15 protein-coding genes are annotated in these 16520 nt (G+C 41.2%); 8 read left to right on the top strand and 7 right to left on the bottom strand.

Annotated elements, in window-relative coordinates; translation table 11 throughout:
* Nucleotides 1-323 precede the first annotated feature (323 nt).
* A complete protein-coding gene (locus AACX38_RS06915) occupies nt 324-665 on the top strand; it encodes a Grx4 family monothiol glutaredoxin (protein WP_099121554.1) in 342 nt (113 codons plus the stop codon).
* A gap of 54 nt (nt 666-719) precedes the next feature.
* Here the strand turns inward: AACX38_RS06915 and rnt are convergent, their stop codons facing one another.
* A complete protein-coding gene (rnt, locus tag AACX38_RS06910) occupies nt 720-1370 on the bottom strand; it encodes a ribonuclease T (RefSeq protein WP_228862845.1) in 651 nt (216 codons plus the stop codon).
* Nucleotides 1371-1508: 138 nt separating this feature from the next.
* The gene (gene gloA / locus AACX38_RS06905) at nt 1509-1916 is read right to left on the bottom strand and encodes a lactoylglutathione lyase (RefSeq protein WP_228862844.1); all 408 of its coding nucleotides are present in this window, start codon (nt 1914-1916) and stop codon (nt 1509-1511) included.
* A gap of 252 nt (nt 1917-2168) precedes the next feature.
* Here gloA and AACX38_RS06900 point away from each other — a divergent pair, with 252 nt between their 5' ends.
* Together AACX38_RS06900 and slyA are read left to right on the top strand one after the other, a co-directional pair.
* The gene (locus AACX38_RS06900) at nt 2169-2408 is read left to right on the top strand and encodes a DUF1289 domain-containing protein (RefSeq protein ID WP_099108149.1); all 240 of its coding nucleotides are present in this window, start codon (nt 2169-2171) and stop codon (nt 2406-2408) included.
* A gap of 679 nt (nt 2409-3087) precedes the next feature.
* Entirely contained in the window at nt 3088-3525 is a 438-nt protein-coding gene (gene slyA, locus AACX38_RS06895) for a transcriptional regulator SlyA (RefSeq protein ID WP_099108148.1), read from the top strand.
* Between the two features lie 75 nt (nt 3526-3600).
* Here the strand turns inward: slyA and AACX38_RS06890 are convergent, their stop codons facing one another.
* A complete protein-coding gene (locus AACX38_RS06890; protein WP_099121550.1) occupies nt 3601-4074 on the bottom strand; it encodes an outer membrane lipoprotein in 474 nt (157 codons plus the stop codon).
* Nucleotides 4075-4408: 334 nt separating this feature from the next.
* Here AACX38_RS06890 and anmK point away from each other — a divergent pair, with 334 nt between their 5' ends.
* The 5 genes from anmK to AACX38_RS06865 all read left to right on the top strand — a co-directional run bounded on the left by anmK (nt 4409) and on the right by AACX38_RS06865 (nt 9606).
* Complete coding sequence (gene anmK, locus AACX38_RS06885; RefSeq protein WP_099121549.1) at nt 4409-5518, top strand: anhydro-N-acetylmuramic acid kinase; 1110 nt, start codon at nt 4409-4411, stop codon at nt 5516-5518.
* 44 nt (nt 5519-5562) lie between these two features.
* The gene (gene pdxH, locus AACX38_RS06880; protein ID WP_228862843.1) at nt 5563-6216 is read left to right on the top strand and encodes a pyridoxamine 5'-phosphate oxidase; all 654 of its coding nucleotides are present in this window, start codon (nt 5563-5565) and stop codon (nt 6214-6216) included.
* 218 nt (nt 6217-6434) lie between these two features.
* On the top strand, nt 6435-7706 hold the full coding sequence (gene tyrS / locus AACX38_RS06875; protein WP_228862842.1) for a tyrosine--tRNA ligase: 1272 nt from the start codon (nt 6435-6437) through the stop codon (nt 7704-7706).
* A 102-nt stretch (nt 7707-7808) separates the two neighbouring features.
* Nucleotides 7809-8687: a pyridoxal kinase PdxY gene (gene pdxY / locus AACX38_RS06870; RefSeq protein WP_228862841.1), complete on the top strand. Its 879-nt coding sequence runs from the start codon at nt 7809-7811 to the stop codon at nt 8685-8687.
* Between the two features lie 224 nt (nt 8688-8911).
* Nucleotides 8912-9606, top strand: a protein-coding gene (locus AACX38_RS06865; RefSeq protein WP_228862840.1) for an IS1 family transposase whose coding sequence is annotated in 2 segments (ribosomal slippage) — nt 8912-9149 and nt 9149-9606 — 696 coding nt in all. Because the reading frame shifts where the segments join, the coding sequence is not laid out codon by codon here.
* Between the two features lie 99 nt (nt 9607-9705).
* On the opposite strand, the gene AACX38_RS06860 is transcribed toward AACX38_RS06865, so the two are convergent.
* The 4 genes from AACX38_RS06860 to AACX38_RS06845 are packed head-to-tail and all read right to left on the bottom strand — an operon-like array spanning nt 9706 to nt 16507.
* Nucleotides 9706-11457 (bottom strand): ABC transporter ATP-binding protein, encoded by a 1752-nt coding sequence (locus AACX38_RS06860; protein WP_228862839.1) that lies wholly within the window; start codon nt 11455-11457, stop codon nt 9706-9708.
* Nucleotides 11444-13273 carry an ABC transporter ATP-binding protein gene (locus AACX38_RS06855; protein ID WP_228862838.1) on the bottom strand — a complete coding sequence of 610 codons (1830 nt, stop codon included), beginning with the start codon at nt 13271-13273 and terminating at the stop codon, nt 11444-11446. The genes AACX38_RS06860 and AACX38_RS06855 overlap by 14 nt, the downstream gene beginning before the upstream one ends.
* Entirely contained in the window at nt 13263-14507 is a 1245-nt protein-coding gene (locus tag AACX38_RS06850) for an MFS transporter (RefSeq protein ID WP_228862837.1), read from the bottom strand. Before AACX38_RS06850 ends, AACX38_RS06855 begins: the two co-directional genes overlap by 11 nt.
* Nucleotides 14504-16507 carry a TonB-dependent receptor gene (locus AACX38_RS06845; RefSeq protein WP_228862836.1) on the bottom strand — a complete coding sequence of 668 codons (2004 nt, stop codon included), beginning with the start codon at nt 16505-16507 and terminating at the stop codon, nt 14504-14506. The genes AACX38_RS06850 and AACX38_RS06845 overlap by 4 nt, the downstream gene beginning before the upstream one ends.
* Nucleotides 16508-16520: the final 13 nt, after the last annotated feature.

Raw genomic sequence — 16520 nt, 5'->3', positions numbered from 1 at the left:
AAACCATGATTCGTAAAGTATTAATCATGGATAGAGCAAATTTAAGCTTATTATCATGTTGCTATTTTAGTGATTATCTTAACAACTTTTCTGCTAAATAACAGGGAAAAAGATGCGATTTAATGATGAGCTGATGTAGAACTGTTCAGTTTTAATGGATTAAATATTTATAGGGTATGGAAACCTCAGCGATTACAAAATGTTGTTCATGATAAAAATTTGTAGCAGCACGTTCGCTGTAGAAAATCAGCACCAGAAAGTGGTATTCTGAATCAATCTTTTCTGATGCTGATAAACAGCACCTGCGGTTTAAGGAAGTAAAAATGACGACAATTGAGAAAATCGAACGCCAAATTAATGAAAACCCGATTTTGCTGTACATGAAAGGCTCACCGAAGCTGCCAAGCTGTGGTTTCTCTGCTCAGGCTGTTCAGGCTTTATCTGCCTGCGGTGAACGTTTTGCTTACGTGGATATTTTGCAAAACCCGGATATCCGTGCTGAATTACCTAAGTATGCTAACTGGCCGACATTCCCTCAGCTTTGGGTTGATGGTGAGTTAGTCGGGGGATGTGACATCCTGATGGAGATGTATCAACGCGGTGAACTACAAACATTGATTAAAGAAACTGCGGATAAATACCGTGAGCAAGAAGACAACCAGTAATATTTGATAATCATTATTGGAGCTAAGAGCCTAATAAAATAGGCTCTTAGTTTATCAGGCTTCGCCGTCCGGAGTGGCCATAGGCCAACCACCTAGTCGCTTCCAGCGATTAACCAATTCGCAGAAAAGCAGACTCGTCCGATCTGTATCATAGAGAGCACTGTGTGCCTGATTACTGTCAAAAGGGATTTCTGCTGTAATGCAGGCTTTTGCCAGAATAGTCTGACCAAGTACCAAACCACTCAGCGCAGCCGTATCAAACGTGGCAAAAGGATGGAATGGATTACGTTTTAAACCAGAGCGTTCAGCCGCTGCCATAACAAAATTGTGATCAAAACTGGCATTATGAGCAACTATAATGGCACGATTGCAATTACTCCCTTTCATACCTTTACGGACCATCTTAAAAATGGCATGCAGCGCAGTATATTCGCTGACGGCACCCCGTAATGGATTAGTCGGGTCAATACCTGTAAATGCCAGCGCGGCGGGATCAAGGTTGGCTCCTTCAAAGGGCTCAATATGGAAGTGCAGCGTATCAGCCGGCGCGAGCCAACCTTCTTCATCCATTTTTAACGTCGTTGCAGCTATTTCAAGTAAAGCATCTGTCCGCGCATTAAACCCCGCGGTTTCTACATCAATAACAACGGGATAATAGCCACGAAAGCGCCCACTGAGCATGTTTTGATCTTTTATATTAGACATCTGATTTTATTCTTAACTTCAGGATAGCGGATATTATGACAAAATTTATTGAGCATTGCAGAAGTAATATCTACCTAGTGGAAACGAAGGGCATGCTAAAGATGCCCTTGTATATGGAGACTTGCATATGGAAAATAGTTAATGGCCTAATGCACTACTGGCGCTTTTATTTTCAATAAGTTCGATTTTATAGCCGTCAGGATCTTCAACAAAAGCGATAACAGTTGTTCCGCCTTTCACTGGCCCAGCTTCACGAATGACATTTCCCCCGGCAAGTTTGATACGCTCACACGTTGCCGCAACATCATCAACACCTAAAGCAATATGGCCGAATGCTGTACCCATTTCGTAGCTTTCAACATCCCAGTTGTATGTTAATTCGATGACCGCACCCTGGCTTTCATCAGAGTAACCTACAAAGGCGAGGGAATATTTATACTCTGGATTTTCACTCGTACGAAGTAGACGCATGCCCATTACTTTAGTATAAAAATCAATCGAGCGTTGCATGTTGCCAACACGGATCATTGTATGAAGTAGACGCATGATTACCTCTTATGTTTATGGTTTTATATAAAAATATTAATTTTACGAAATAGCAAAAGATCAAAATTTCGTGCTCTGACCCCATTGTTTTTTAACTATATATGGTAAACATAAGGTAATTCAATGCGTCCTTTCACCTTTGTTTTACTCGCTACTATTTTGTAATCATTATTTGATGTGAGCTGGATCTAGCTAGTGTTGCAATTCTCTCAGAGATAATCGTTTAGGTAATTTTGTATACAGGAGGATGACATGGCTGAGCAACTAGAGTTTTTTGTTATTCCTAATCCTTGCAAGGGGATTTGTGAATCTGGTCCCCGTGGTTTCTGTCGAGGTTGCTATCGCAATCGAGAAGAGCGCTTTATGTGGATGAAATTATCTGATGGGCAAAAAAGAGAAATATTGCGGTTATGCCATGCTAGATATCTGCGGACACTGAAAAATAACGGGCATGATGAAGTTGTCCCATCAAAACAGCTTGGGTTATTTTAATTCACATTTTTAACTGTTAATGAAATTTTCTTATATGAATAATATTTCATATTTTCATTGTGGTTAAGAACTTTTGCCATGATAAAGTGATATTTTATTCATATTACCTATTTTTTATTTGATATAGGTCATTTAAAAATATTACAGAGATTGACTAATTAAATCCTTAAGGTAAAGGTTTCTTATCAAATAATTAATTATTGAACAATAATCGCGCTAATTAGTTATCTGTTTGTTTTTAATGAATTTTATTATCTATTTAACGCTAACTGTAAGATAAAAATGATATTAATGTAAAAATATATAGATTAGTATTTGGATGGCGGTTATTCTTATAGAACTTTAACCGAGCGGTATTGTGTCTATTTTTTGGAGTTTGTATCTGTTTCGTTGATATTTAAAATCTTAATAGTTAAGTTGGAGGATTATTTTATACAGTTTATATCGTTGGTGGATTAATGCGCGATTTTATTCGGTGCGCCGTAAAACTTCGCTCTTTAGGGCGACGAAGATGTCAACTTTAAGTAACAAGCCAACGCGATACTAATTAAGTAATTAGCGAAATATCTGACTCTACTAATGTGAGCAAGATATAGGATGCGTATCCATTATTCATATGAATAAACTGATTGGATAATTCATTGATGTTATATGAGTCTCTAATTATAAGGAGGGGTAATTGGAATTGACATTGGGATCAGACCTGGCACGTTTAGTTCGTGTTTGGCGCGCTTTAATTGATCATCGTTTGAAGCCGTTGAAATTAACTCAGACACATTGGGTTACTCTTTACAATATTAGTTTGTTACCACCGGAGCAGTCACAGATACAACTTGCAAAAGCAATTGGTATTGAACAACCATCCCTGGTAAGAACTTTAGATCAATTAGAAGAAAAGAAACTCATTACAAGGCACACATGTGCTAATGATAGGCGCGCTAAAAGAATCAAATTAACAGAAGAGTCAGAAAATTTTATCAGAGAAGTGGATAGTGTTATTGGTTCGACGAGGAAAGACATCTTGGAGGGAATTACTCATGATGAGTTAATTCTACTTGCTTCTGTAATAAAAAAAATCGAAAAAAATATTAGCCAATTACATAAACAGGTAATATAAAAATTAATCGATAAAAAGAAAATCGCGGGCCATATTTTGGTGATCCGCGATTTTTTTAAATATACTTTAACTCTATTAGATAGGAGAGACCGTTGTTGAGTCGCCACTATCGGCAATTTTGATACGTTGTCCTTTACTGAATAAAACCTGATCCTGTTTTTGCACCACAACAATATTTCTTCCGCTGTCAGTACGGATTTCCAATTCGACACCTTTTGTTTGATCGATAGCACCTTCAATTCCTTGACCTGCCATTCCACCGACAATAGCACCAGCGGCTGTTGCAAGCCTCTGCCCTCTACCGCCGCCAACCGAATCACCTAACAATCCCCCTAATACTGCTCCGCCAATCGCTCCTAGCATGTTTTGGTTGCCAGACTGAGAGCCTTTTATAGTGACCGGACGGACAGACAAAATAGTCCCGTAGGTTACGTTTTGAATTTGTTTGGCCTGATCAATTGAGTAAGTATCACTAGACAGTGCTCCCATGTCAGCACATCCGGATAATGTTGTTACTACAACTGCACCAACCAGGAAACGTTTGAACATAGTTACTCCTAATTTTAATGCCTCGAGAGAAATCTGGTAATAACCCTACAATCAAGCATTCGGCTACAATGATCAGTAACAAGTATAATAATTTTACGAGTTACTTATTCTATACATTAATAGCCTCTCTATAAATATATAATAAATTTCTACATTGAACGCCAATAGGAATAATTCCTGACCAAAAGTTTAGCATGTTTTGTGAAGAGCTCTCCAAAACTCAGATTTTATCTCTTATATTCTGAGTGAAACATATATAGTCCAAATCAATGTGTTTTATAGTTACACAGGTTTATTTACAGATGTAATCCATTCTTTAAATAGGGGAATATTTATGAAGTCAGGACGTTATATTGGTGTGATGTCTGGCACCAGTATGGATGGAGTCGATGTCGTTTTAGCAGAAATCAGTGATAAGGCTGTTATACAAAAGGAAAATTACAGTCATCCATTTCCTCAGGAACTTAAACAAAAATTACTGGCGATTTGTCAGGGTCAGCAAACTACATTATCAACAGTTGGGCAGCTCGATTATGAGTTGGGAACGCTTTTTGCCGAATCAGTCAAAGGGTTATTAAAGAAGACCGGATTAACTGCGAATGATATCACTGCAATTGGGTGTCATGGTCAGACTGTATGGCATGAACCGGATGGTGAAAAGCCATTTACGATGCAAATTGGTGACAATAACCGCGTAACGGCATTAACCGATATTACAACAGTAGGTGATTTTCGCCGTCGTGATATGGCTTATGGCGGTCAAGGTGCACCTTTAGTTCCTGCTTTCCATATGGCGGTATTGGGCAATCCAACGGAAAGGCGTGTGATCTTGAATATTGGCGGCATTGCGAACATTTCCGCTCTTCTGCCAAATTCTGCGGTTAAGGGATATGATACCGGGCCGGGTAATATGTTGATGGATGCCTGGACATGGCGTCATAAACAGCAGCCTTATGATAAAGATGCACAATGGGCAGGAGAGGGTAATGTAAACAAAGCTCTGCTTCAGAAGATGCTTTCAGACCCCTATTTTGCACGTACTGCACCAAAAAGCACCGGGCGGGAATATTTCAATATGGCATGGCTGGAAAAACAGCTGGCTGATTTCCCTGATGTCAGTCCGGTCGATGTACAGGCCACTCTTGCTGAACTGACTGCTGTTAGCATTGCTGAACAAGTACTGTTAAATAACGGCTGTGAGCGCTTATTGGTTTGTGGCGGTGGTGCCAGAAACCCACTTATAATGCGTCGGTTATCTGCTTTGTTGCCTGATACTGAAGTTGCAACAACAGACAAATATGGATTAAGTGGTGATGATATGGAAGCGTTGGCATTTGCTTGGCTGGCATTCCGTACCATGTCTGGGTTGTCGGGTAACTTGCCATCGGTGACTGGTGCTGATAGGGAAACAATTTTAGGCGCAATTTATCCTGTTGCTGGCTGATAACAATGTTATGCTGAAACTCACTTAGAAATAGAGAATTAGACATGTCAGAACATAATGATACTCATATAGCAGAGCTGCGCCGTGAATATATGCGTGGTGGGTTACGGCGAAAGGATCTTACTGAAGAGCCGATGGCTCTTTTTGAGCTTTGGCTGAAACAGGCCTGTGATGCTGGACTTAGCGACCCAACAGCGATGTGTGTAGCAACAGTCGATGAGAATGGGCAGCCTTATCAGCGTATCGTTCTATTGAAGCATTTTGATAACCGCAGTCTGGTTTTTTATACCAATCTTGGTAGCCGTAAAGCGAAACATTTAGCTCAGAATAACCGTATCAGCCTCCATTTCCCCTGGTATCAGCTTGAGCGTCAGGTCAGCTTTCTGGGCAAAGCCGAGCGTTTATCACCTCTCGAAGTAGTGAAATATTTCCATAGCCGCCCGAGAGACAGTCAGATTGCAGCCTGGGCTTCACAACAATCTTCCCGTATTTCTGCCCGAAGTATTTTAGAAGGGAAGTTTTTAGAGCTGAAGCAGAAGTTCCAGAATGGCGAAGTGCCATTGCCCAGTTTTTGGGGTGGGTTCCGGGTTGAATTTGATTCGGTAGAGTTCTGGCAGGGGGGAGCAAGTCGTCTGCATGATCGTTTTCTATACCTGCGTGAAGGAGATGAGTGGCATATTGATCGTCTGGCGCCTTAACTGCATTAATTACCGTTTTTAATACTGGCACTTATAGTACTGGCGTTTTATGCTATAGCACGCGATTTACAGCGAGTCGCGACAATTAGACAATGATATATGCCTGATAGATTGCAAGTTGCAGCCCGGTAGTATCAAGAATAAATGATACACCCGATAAAGCTGCAACTTGGAAGATGAAGGATATAAGTAAAGAATACAAACCAATGGAGTCATTGATGTCTAGCAATAACCTGATTAAACAACTGCAAGAGCGGGGCCTTATTGCCCAGGTAACGGATGAAGAAGCGTTAGCGGAAAGACTGGCGCAAGGTCCGGTTTCTCTCTATTGCGGCTTCGATCCTACCGCTGACAGCTTGCATTTGGGCCATCTGGTTCCCTTGCTGTGTTTAAAAAGATTCCAGCTGAATGGACATAAACCGGTAGCTTTGGTAGGTGGTGCGACAGGTTTGATTGGTGATCCTAGTTTTAAAGCGACGGAGCGCAAATTAAACACAGAAGACACTGTTAAAAAGTGGGTTGAGAAAATCCGTAACCAAGTTTCTCCGTTCCTGAGTTTTGAGGGTGAAAACGGTGCAGAATTGGCCAATAACTATGACTGGTTTGGCCAAATGGATGTCCTTTCTTTCCTGCGTGATATCGGAAAGCACTTTTCCGTTAACCAGATGATCAATAAAGAAGCGGTTAAACAACGCCTGAATCGTGATGATGTTGGCATTTCGTACACTGAATTTTCTTATAACCTGTTGCAGTCTTATGACTTTGCTAATCTGAATGGAAAATATGGTGTTGAATTGCAGATTGGTGGTTCTGATCAGTGGGGCAACATTACATCAGGTATCGATTTGACTCGCCGTTTACATCAGAAACAGGTATTTGGTCTGACAGTACCTTTGATTACTAAATCCGATGGTACTAAATTTGGTAAAACAGAAGGTGGAGCAGTCTGGCTGGATCCGAAGAAAACCAGTCCATACAAATTTTATCAGTTCTGGATTAACACAGCTGATGCAGATGTTTACCGTTTCCTGAAATTCTTCACTTTCATGGACATTGAAGAAATTAATGCGTTGGAAGAAGAAGATAAAAACAGTGGTAAAGCTCCGCGTGCGCAGTATGTTCTGGCAGAAGAAGTCACTAAACTGGTTCATGGAGAAGCAGGTTTAACGGCGGCGAAGCGTATCACAGCGAGTTTGTTCTCTGGAGCAGTCGCTGATTTAACCGAAGATGACTTTGCACAGTTGGCACAGGATGGTATGCCAGCGATTGAGCTTGAGAATGGTGCTGATTTACAGCAGGCACTGATCACCGCTGAGTTTGTACCTTCCCGTGGGCAGGCTCGTACCATGATTAGTTCTAATGCTGTTTCTGTCAATGGTGAAAAACAGTCTGAAGCGATGTATGTATTTGTGGACGCAGATCGTCTGTTCGGGCGTTATACTTTATTACGTCGTGGTAAAAAACATTATTGCCTAATTGATTGGAAATAATTCATAAAAGTATTACTAAGGGCAACATCATTGTTGCCCTTAAAGTATCTGTCTGTTTTATAACATATTTACGGTTCTTAAAATAACAAATCAGGCCTAATCATGAAAAACATTCTTTCAATTCAGTCTCATGTTGTTTTTGGCCATGCAGGAAATAGCGCATCTGTTTTTCCGATGTGCCGTATGGGAGTGAACGTATGGCCACTAAATACAGTCCAATTTTCTAATCATACTCAATATCCACAATGGCGTGGCTGTGTGATGCCGCCAGAACATCTGGCTGAAATCGTGCAGGGAATTGGTGAAATTGATAAATTGGCATCCTGTGATGCTGTTCTCAGTGGTTATATTGGTTCTGCGGAGCAGGGAAACTATATCCTTGATATTGTAAAGCAGGTGAAACAGGCTAACCCTGAAGCATGGTATTTTTGTGATCCTGTCATGGGCCACCCAGAGAAAGGATGTATTGTGGCTCCGGGAGTTTCTGAATTCCTCTGTGAAAAGGCATTGCCTATCAGTGATATCATTGCGCCTAATTTATTGGAGCTTGAAACACTGGCGGCAACGGAAATTAAAAATGTGGAGCAGGCAGTATCAGCAGCCCGTGAGCTATGCCAAAAAGGCACCAAAATTGTTTTAGTCAAACACCTCAGCCGAGCTGGTTATCAGAAAGATAACTTTGAAATGTTGCTGGTGACTAAAGAAAATAGCTGGCATATCAGCCGTCCATTGATTGATACAGGTGAACGTCAGCCCGTTGGAATTGGTGATTTAACCAGTGGCTTATTCCTTGCTAATTTGTTGAAAAGCCCATCGTTAACAAATTCAGTCTTACAGGAAGCGTTGGAGCATACGACAGCAGGTGTTTATGAAGTCATGCTGGAAACGCAAAAAAGCGAAGAATTTGAATTACAGCTTGTTGCTGCCCAGGATAAGATGGTGACTCCAGTCCATAAATTCAACGCTGTGCAAATCGATTAAGAATAAAAACAGTTAATAAGTTTATGCTTCCGGTAAAGTTGTACCGGAAGCAGTTGTTTTAAATTAATCACTCCACATCGAATAATTAGTGCGGAACCAATCAAATGAAATTTATTTTAAGATATTATTGGTTTTTTATGTTGGAGTGAATGCGAACATATTTGGTCATGCTCCCAATAATTAGATGTTGCGATAAACTTCTCACTTTTTATTACTGGTGAGATATGGCTAAAGTTGATGTAGTTTGTCGTTACTGTCACAAAACAGAAGATGTCAAAGGAAGCAGTGGACATCTTCGATATCACTGCTATGCCTGCCGTAAAACCTTTCAACTGAATTACACCTATCAAGCCTGTAAACCCGGAGTGAAAGAACAAGTCATTGATATATCAGAGAATAACGATGGTATCAGAGACACCACTCGTGTCCTGAAGGTCGATATCAACACCGTTCTTCGCACGTTAAAAAACTTGAACCAAGACAGGTAACGACACGGCCTCTGACGGGAAGTGAGATTCATATTATCTATGAAATCGACGAACAGTGGTCATTTGTCGGTAATAAGAGGAATCAGCGCTGGCTTTGGTATGCCTGGGAGCCAAAGGAGAAGCGGATAGTGGCGCATGTATTTGGTGACCGCAGTCAGAATACACTGAAAAACTTGCTGTCACTTCTGGCTCCGTTCAAAATTAAATTTTACTGTACAGATGATTATGCCGTTTACAGTTGCCTTCCGGTGGAAAAATACCTCAGAGGTAAAAAGTTCACTCAGCGTATCGAAAGAACCAACCTCACCCTGCGTACTCGCATCAAACAGCTAAATCGGAAAACGATTGGCTACTCTAAATCCGAAGAAACGCACGACAAAGTGATAGGCATGTTCATTGAGCGTGAATACTCTCTTTCAGAAGCAATCTAACTGTTGGAGGCATGACCAGTTATTTGATAAATCAATAAATTCAGTTACAACTTATTGAAATGAGTGTTTTTAGGTAGATGCCTCGAATAAATACTGGGGTTATAAATTCCAACTCTCTTCTGAACCAAGATGATTTTTCCAAAGTGATTGATAAAGTGGACAACGTTGCAGTAATTCATCATGGGTTCCACTATCACAAAGGGTTCCATGATCCATTACCAATATCTGGTCAGCACGGATTATCGTGCTTAGTCGATGAGCGATAACAAAGACAGTTTTATTCTCGGTAAGAGAATAAAATGCTTGTTGTATAAGTCGTTCATTTTCAGGGTCTAATGAAGAGGTTGCTTCGTCCAAAAATAAAACTGGAGACTGTTTTAAGATGGCTCGGGCAATGGCAAGACGTTGGCGTTCACCGCCGGATAATGTTCCGCCATCTACACCTAAAAGGGTGTCGTATCCTTGTGGTAGGGCCATAATTGTGTCGTGAATATTGGCAAGACGGGCAGCTTGTTCTAATTCTAACTGAGTAGCATTTGGATCCCCCAAACGGAGATTATTAGCGACGGTATCCTGAAATAGGGCTGTTTCCTGAAATACCATTGTGACGGTGTCATACAGTGCTTTAGTTTGGTAATGGTGGATAGGATTTCCACCCAGACGAATTTCACCTTCGTCTAGTTGATAGAAGGAGAGCAATAAATAAGCAAGCGTAGATTTACCGCTGCCGCTAGGCCCCACAATGGCGGTCATACTGCCTTGTGATGCCTGAAATGAAATATTTTGGATAGCAGGTTGGTTAGTACCCGGATAACTAAACGAAATATTGTTAACTTCAATATCGTACCGGTTAGGCGCAGGTAATGGCCCAGAAGCTTGCGTTGCAATCGCTTCAATATCAGCAATATGTGTTTCGCCCACTTTTGTTAATGCGGTGATATTGAGTAGGGGAATAATCCCACGTAATGGGGTTATTGTGGCAAACAGTATCAGGATTGTGATGAGCATTTCTGAAAGTGCGAGTGTTTCTGGTACATGGAAGCGCAGAGCGCTAGCCAGTATTCCCACAACCACACTAGTATCAATAATGATGTAGAACAGACTCAATAGCGGTATGCTTTTGAATACTCCTCGGCGGAATGCGCTACGTAATTGTTCAATTTTCTGATCAAAACGTTGTTCTACAGTTGTAGTTGCCGCTGCCGCACGGATGAAGGCTATACCTTGTGCATATTCTACAATCGCTTCAGATGCATCAGCCATCATAGTGGCTCTTTGATTTAGGATCTCATGGAGTTTTTGACGAATTGGGATCAGGATAAGTAATCCAGCTATCAATACTAATAGTGTACTGCCAGCTATAACCCAATCGAACCAAAATAAGGCCAGATACATGAATGTCAGCATCACAATCTGACAGATGATTTGTGGAGTGGTATAGGCTGACTGATTTTCCTGCCATTGCACATCTTCGGATAATGTCAGTGCTATTTTTCCGGCATTTAAACTCCGAATTGTCGCGACCGACATACTCACAATCCGTTGTAGCAAAGAGCGACGGATTTCGATACCTAACTCATAAGCTGCAATGGTGAGTTTACGCAGTGCCCGGGACATAATCGTGAACCGAAATAACAATAAGAAAATCAGTAATATCAGGGTAATAAGTGGCAGCATATCAGAGCCACTCGTTTTTTGATGATAATCCTCCAGATGCGTGATAGCCCAAGCTGCGATGGCAAGTTGAGCAAGAATCGCAATGGTATCAAGTTGCTTATATAACAGGCCAATGAACCAGGTCCGTTTCAGTTTCGGGGATAGATGTTGTTGGAGACGATTAAATAATCCCATGGTAATTTGCTCCTGTAGCGGTACTTTCTTCCTGCCAGGCAGCCCACTGCTTGGTATATGCCCCTTGTCGTGTGATTAATTCATCATGGGTGCCTTGCTCAATGATTTGCCCTTTATCCAAAACGACTATTTGGTCAAGATGGCGGATGGTCGGTAGGCGATGAGCAATAACAATTATTGTCTTATTCTGATCTGTCTGGGGATGACATAGTGCATTGAGTGCCTGTTGTATCTCTTTCTCACACTCTGGATCGGCATAGGCGGTCGCTTCATCCAATACAAGGATTGGTGAGTTTTTTAGGATAGCGGCAGCAACGGCGATACGCTGTTTCTCTCCCACAGACAAGCTGATACCGCTGTTCAGTACTGTGTTGTAACCTTGCGGTAACTGTTGAATAAATTGGTGTGCTTGAGCTGCGAGAGCTGCGGATTCAACCTCATCTTGCGAAGCATCAGGGCGAGCTAGACGTATGTTGTTGGCGATTGTATCGTTGAACAAAAAAACTCGCTGGAAAACAAAGGATATGTTTTTACGCAGAGTCGATTCATCCATATTTCGAATATCAACACCACCGACAGTAATTTTTCCTTGTTGCGGGTCCCAAAGACGAGCAATCAAACTAGCTACGGTGGATTTACCAGAACCACTGGCACCGACCAGAGCCAGTGAGCTTCCGGCAGGAATGGAAAGGGAAATGTTATTTAAGGCATTATCCTGTCCATCCTGATAGGAAAAACTGACATTATGCAAAGCCACACTATTATCAACAGCTGTGTCACTCTGAGTACATGGAGCTAGTTCAGGTTGGTTCATTAACCAGTGATAACGTGTAATTAATGCTTCTTGTTGTTGCACGCGAGTCATTACAGCGAACATGGAGGAAGCAATATTGCTGAATGCTATGGCAGCCAGAATAAAAAAGGTTAATTCAAATATTGAAATTTCATGTTGGTTAAATAACCAGACTGCCAAAGGGAGCACAAATAGTAAATTGGTGCTGGATAGGACAAAAAAACGGCTGGATTTAACCTGAACTTTCTCAACCCAAATATCAATAATGTTTGTCAAAGCAGTAAATGTTTTTTCGGCACGCTCTAGTGCTATATTTTCACCGGAATGTTTGCTGCCTGAATAAGTTTTTACCACGGGGATTGCATTAATAACTTCACTCATTGTTGAGGCAATACGATTTTGGGCTGCGTAAAAGCGCTGAGTTGTGGTTTGAACTTTCATCTGAATATAGATAAAGAGTAGAAATGCTCCCAAAGTTGGGGCGAATGCTGCCAATGCCAGCCGCCAGTCGATAGCCAACATGACACTCAACGCAATTAATGGGCCGAACAGTGTTGCTGATATTTCTGGAATGATGTGAGCAATCCCATCTTCAAGCTGTTCGACGTCATCTAGCATCATCTTCTTAATTTCTGTGCTATCCGTTTGCATGAAGAAACCAAGGGGGATAGATTTCAGCTTAGTACTGATATTACGACGTACATCAGCTTGAACGTCGGCGGCAATCAAATGAGAAATAAAGGTTGAACCACTGAAGATCAACATAGCAGCAACGGCAGAAATTAATAATATAATGCCGTAACTCAGGAGTGTGTCAGATTGCCCATCGTAGATGGACTGCATAATCAGGCCAGCAATCGCAGCGGGTAAAATTTGCAAGCCAGCGGAAACAATAGCAAGCGTAATAGCCAGATAACTCATTGCACGGTATGGGCGCATCATATTCCACAATGTCTTAAGAACACCGGCATCAGTGGAACGCTGCTCAGGTACATTCTTGACAGAAGAATCATTATTGGGCATAGGTGTTTTCCTTCTGGAGATCTCGGCACTTGTGTAATGTCCAGAACAGACCGACAAGAGTAAAGATTGATGCGAGAGCGAAAAGGGAAGAATAGCTCGCTTTCGTGACAATCAACCCTCCAAGCATTGAACTGATGATCGCAATACTCATATCTGCTGATTGCATCAGGGCAAAATCTACCCCAGATTGGTTGCTTGCTGCTAAAGACATCATCTGTGTATACAAAGCAACGAATTTGGTAGCGTTGATTAATGTGATGAGAATGTATGCCGAGGAAAGCAGGAATACAGAGGTTTTGGATTGTTGAGCAAGCCAGAACATCCCGGCGAAGACTAGGCATTCAAGCAGCATAACACCTAATAATGTCTGAACAGCACCAAATTTGCGTACAATAATTCCGCCGGACATAACCCCGAATAATCCGGCCAATGCGCCACCACTGGCTGCAATAATGCCCAGTTGAGTTAAATCTACTCCGTGATCGATTAAAAATGGGGAAAACATACCGAGCGATAGGCGTGTACCGATCATACATAACAGAATTAAAATCAGTGCCTGCTTTACTGGTGAACGGTGTAATGCACTTCTGAGAGATGGGGATGTTGTTATATTTGCTTCATCCGGCTTTTTTTTCTCCGGGGTTTTCCGAGTGAAGAAAATAGGCAGTGACATTAAAAGTATCACTATAGCTAATACGCTTGTGCCAATATGCCAGCCATATAGTGAGGTCAGATATAAAAACAGGCCGCTGCCGATCATTGTTCCCACATAACCACCACCAACTTGCATCACATTGCTCCAGGGGCGATATTGTGCGGGTAATCTGTCAATAGCCTGAGCATCTGTAGTGGTATCTACTATAGTCAGGAAAAATGTTATCAAAAACAATGCCATTAGAATTAGGGGCATATGTTCGGCAGGTTCTGACAATGACATTAAGCAAAAAAGCAGAAAAATTAAAATAGTACCGTAGAGCATGATGCGGCGGGGGTGATTATCCCCCGAACCTGATTTTCGATAACGCTCTACGATTGGTGCCCAAAGGAATTTACATGCCCAAGGTAACATCAGTAGGTAAAGTAGCCCTATTTTATCTTGTGTTACACCGTGGCTGCGTAGAAATGCCGGCATACTCTGTAGCGTTACCATACTGATGGTACTTTGAATGGTGTAAACACCAGCTAAAGTCAGAAATAATAGAGAGATTTGGTGGGAGCTTCTCTTGTTTGTCATAGCGCAATGCTCATATCTAGGCCAACATTTAATCCCTTACCAAGCATACTAAGTTCGTTATTTCCGAGCTGAAAAGCAGAAGCCCGATACTTTTTATTACCTAAGTTTTCGCCATATAGTTTGATGTTGATACCATGAGCCATTTCTAGACTGAGTGAAGCGTCATAGAGTGTATATGCACTTTGCCCAAGCGTATTAGCTTCATTAAAGTAGCTTTTTGAGTAATGGTGGGCACCGGCATTTAAATAGAGATTGCCTGGTAAGAATGTTTGATTAATCAGATAGTCAATACTGGCATTCATCATGACATCTGGCGCATAAGGTAGACGTTTGCCGTTATAACTTATTACGTCAGTTGTAGTATCGGTAGCATGAGTAAAACTGGATTTACCAATACTAGTTCCAAGAGATAATCTGAGCCCCTTTATCGGTTTGATTTGGCTATTCAGTTCAATGCCTTTACTTTCTGCTTTTCCGACATTGCGAATAGATTGCATGCCCGGAGAGCCGACATAAATTTGCTTATTTTTTGAATGGATATAATAGATTGCACCATTTAAGGTTATGGCATCATCAAAGAATGCTGTATTCCAGCCAAATTCATAATTGTCTGAGTTTTCAGTATGGTAAGGTTTTTTGTCATCAACAACGGAAATAATGTGATTGAATCCGCCCGGTTTATAACCTTTAGTCGTAGAAATATAGAAACGGGTACCTGGCGTAAATTGCCAGCCCAAAGCTGCTTTAGGCGTAAGTTCATTGTTGGAAACCTGATTGCTAAAAGCATCGATTTTCATCATGCCAGAGCGACCAGCATAATCTATTTGTGATTTTTCATGGGATAAGCGTCCACCAAGGGTTAGATCCCACTGAGTAGCAAACGGTAATTTAGCTTCACCAAACAGCGCCAGTGATTTTGTGTTAATGGTATTAAGTGAATTACTGTAGTAACTAGGGTAAGCACCAACCAGATGTTTATTATTTTCATCTGATAACCAACCGCCTAAAACACTGGTTATTCCATTTGTATAGTTGGAATTTAAGCGTAACTCCTGAGTTGTGGCATGATGTTTCTCTTTCCATTTACCTCCAATGAAATTACGGGAAATATCACGATCCTGATAAGAAGTAATACTGGTCAATGTATTGTTGCCAAAATCATATTCAGCCTTCAGTGCGTAGCTGTTTACTTGTCTTTTTAAATCGGGAATTGGGCCGTTGTACTCTTTCCGACGAAACTGTTCGTTACTTAAATAAAGCTCTTCATGTGAATGGAGAGCTTCATGAGCAAAACTAAATTCAGCACTGAAAGGTGAACCATCCGGTGCATATGTTAATTGTCCTTTACCTAACCAGATTGTGCTGGAGTCGATATTTTTATAATTTGTTGCATTTATTTGCCCAGGCTCTTTTACCCAGCGAAGGCTGGTACTGCCATAAAGAATGTCTTCAATAAGAGACGTTGACCCACTGAAGGAACTGCCTTGTTTCAATCTGGAATAATTACCGGATAGGTTAAGCCAGGGGCCTTCTTTTGGGGAACGCGTAATAATATTGATAATCCCCGCCTGAGCATTTCCGCCATATAAAGATCCCTGAGGACCACGTAATAATTCTACGCGTTCTACATTGATTAATTCTTGTGTCAGGAATTGATGATCCTGCGGAATTCCATCAACATAAATTCGGATAGAAGGTGAGTAATAGTCAGGGGAGCTGATACCTCGGATAGTGGTAGCTGAATAGACTCGATTGCCCCGAGAGCGAATTTGTAAACCAGAGAACGCACGTTCAAGATCTTGTACTTGAGTAATCCCTGACTGCTCAAGTTCTTCACCTGATTTAACTAAAATACTGCCATTAACTTTATTTAACGCTTCTTCTTGTTTATTAGCAGTCACGATTAAAATATCTTTTTTTGCTTCAGAAGCATGTTCAGCCCAGGTTATAGGTGAAATCAGGCAGCATAAAATAGATGCGTTAGCATATTTTTTTTTCATATTGATGACTTGT

This window comes from Xenorhabdus sp. PB30.3 (genome assembly GCF_963895965.1).
Lineage (GTDB): Bacteria > Pseudomonadota > Gammaproteobacteria > Enterobacterales > Enterobacteriaceae > Xenorhabdus > Xenorhabdus stockiae.
Note: the sequence above shows the minus strand (reverse complement) of the source record. Positions and strands in the feature narration are given on the sequence as shown.

Bases quoted from the DNA above. Each gene is read 5' to 3' on its own strand.
- rnt (WP_228862845.1), bottom strand. From the start codon at position 1,370: ATGTCTAATATAAAAGATCAAAACATGCTCAGTGGGCGCTTTCGTGGC.
- AACX38_RS06860 (WP_228862839.1), bottom strand. From the start codon at position 11,457: ATGGGATTATTTAATCGTCTCCAACAACATCTATCCCCGAAACTGAAA.
- AACX38_RS06850 (WP_228862837.1), bottom strand. From the start codon at position 14,507: ATGACAAACAAGAGAAGCTCCCACCAAATCTCTCTATTATTTCTGACT.
- pdxY (WP_228862841.1), top strand. From the start codon at position 7,809: ATGAAAAACATTCTTTCAATTCAGTCTCATGTTGTTTTTGGCCATGCA.
- AACX38_RS06915 (WP_099121554.1), top strand. From the start codon at position 324: ATGACGACAATTGAGAAAATCGAACGCCAAATTAATGAAAACCCGATT.
- anmK (WP_099121549.1), top strand. From the start codon at position 4,409: ATGAAGTCAGGACGTTATATTGGTGTGATGTCTGGCACCAGTATGGAT.
- AACX38_RS06890 (WP_099121550.1), bottom strand. From the start codon at position 4,074: ATGTTCAAACGTTTCCTGGTTGGTGCAGTTGTAGTAACAACATTATCC.
- AACX38_RS06845 (WP_228862836.1), bottom strand. From the start codon at position 16,507: ATGAAAAAAAAATATGCTAACGCATCTATTTTATGCTGCCTGATTTCA.
- tyrS (WP_228862842.1), top strand. From the start codon at position 6,435: ATGTCTAGCAATAACCTGATTAAACAACTGCAAGAGCGGGGCCTTATT.
- AACX38_RS06855 (WP_228862838.1), bottom strand. From the start codon at position 13,273: ATGCCCAATAATGATTCTTCTGTCAAGAATGTACCTGAGCAGCGTTCC.
- AACX38_RS06900 (WP_099108149.1), top strand. From the start codon at position 2,169: ATGGCTGAGCAACTAGAGTTTTTTGTTATTCCTAATCCTTGCAAGGGG.
- pdxH (WP_228862843.1), top strand. From the start codon at position 5,563: ATGTCAGAACATAATGATACTCATATAGCAGAGCTGCGCCGTGAATAT.
- gloA (WP_228862844.1), bottom strand. From the start codon at position 1,916: ATGCGTCTACTTCATACAATGATCCGTGTTGGCAACATGCAACGCTCG.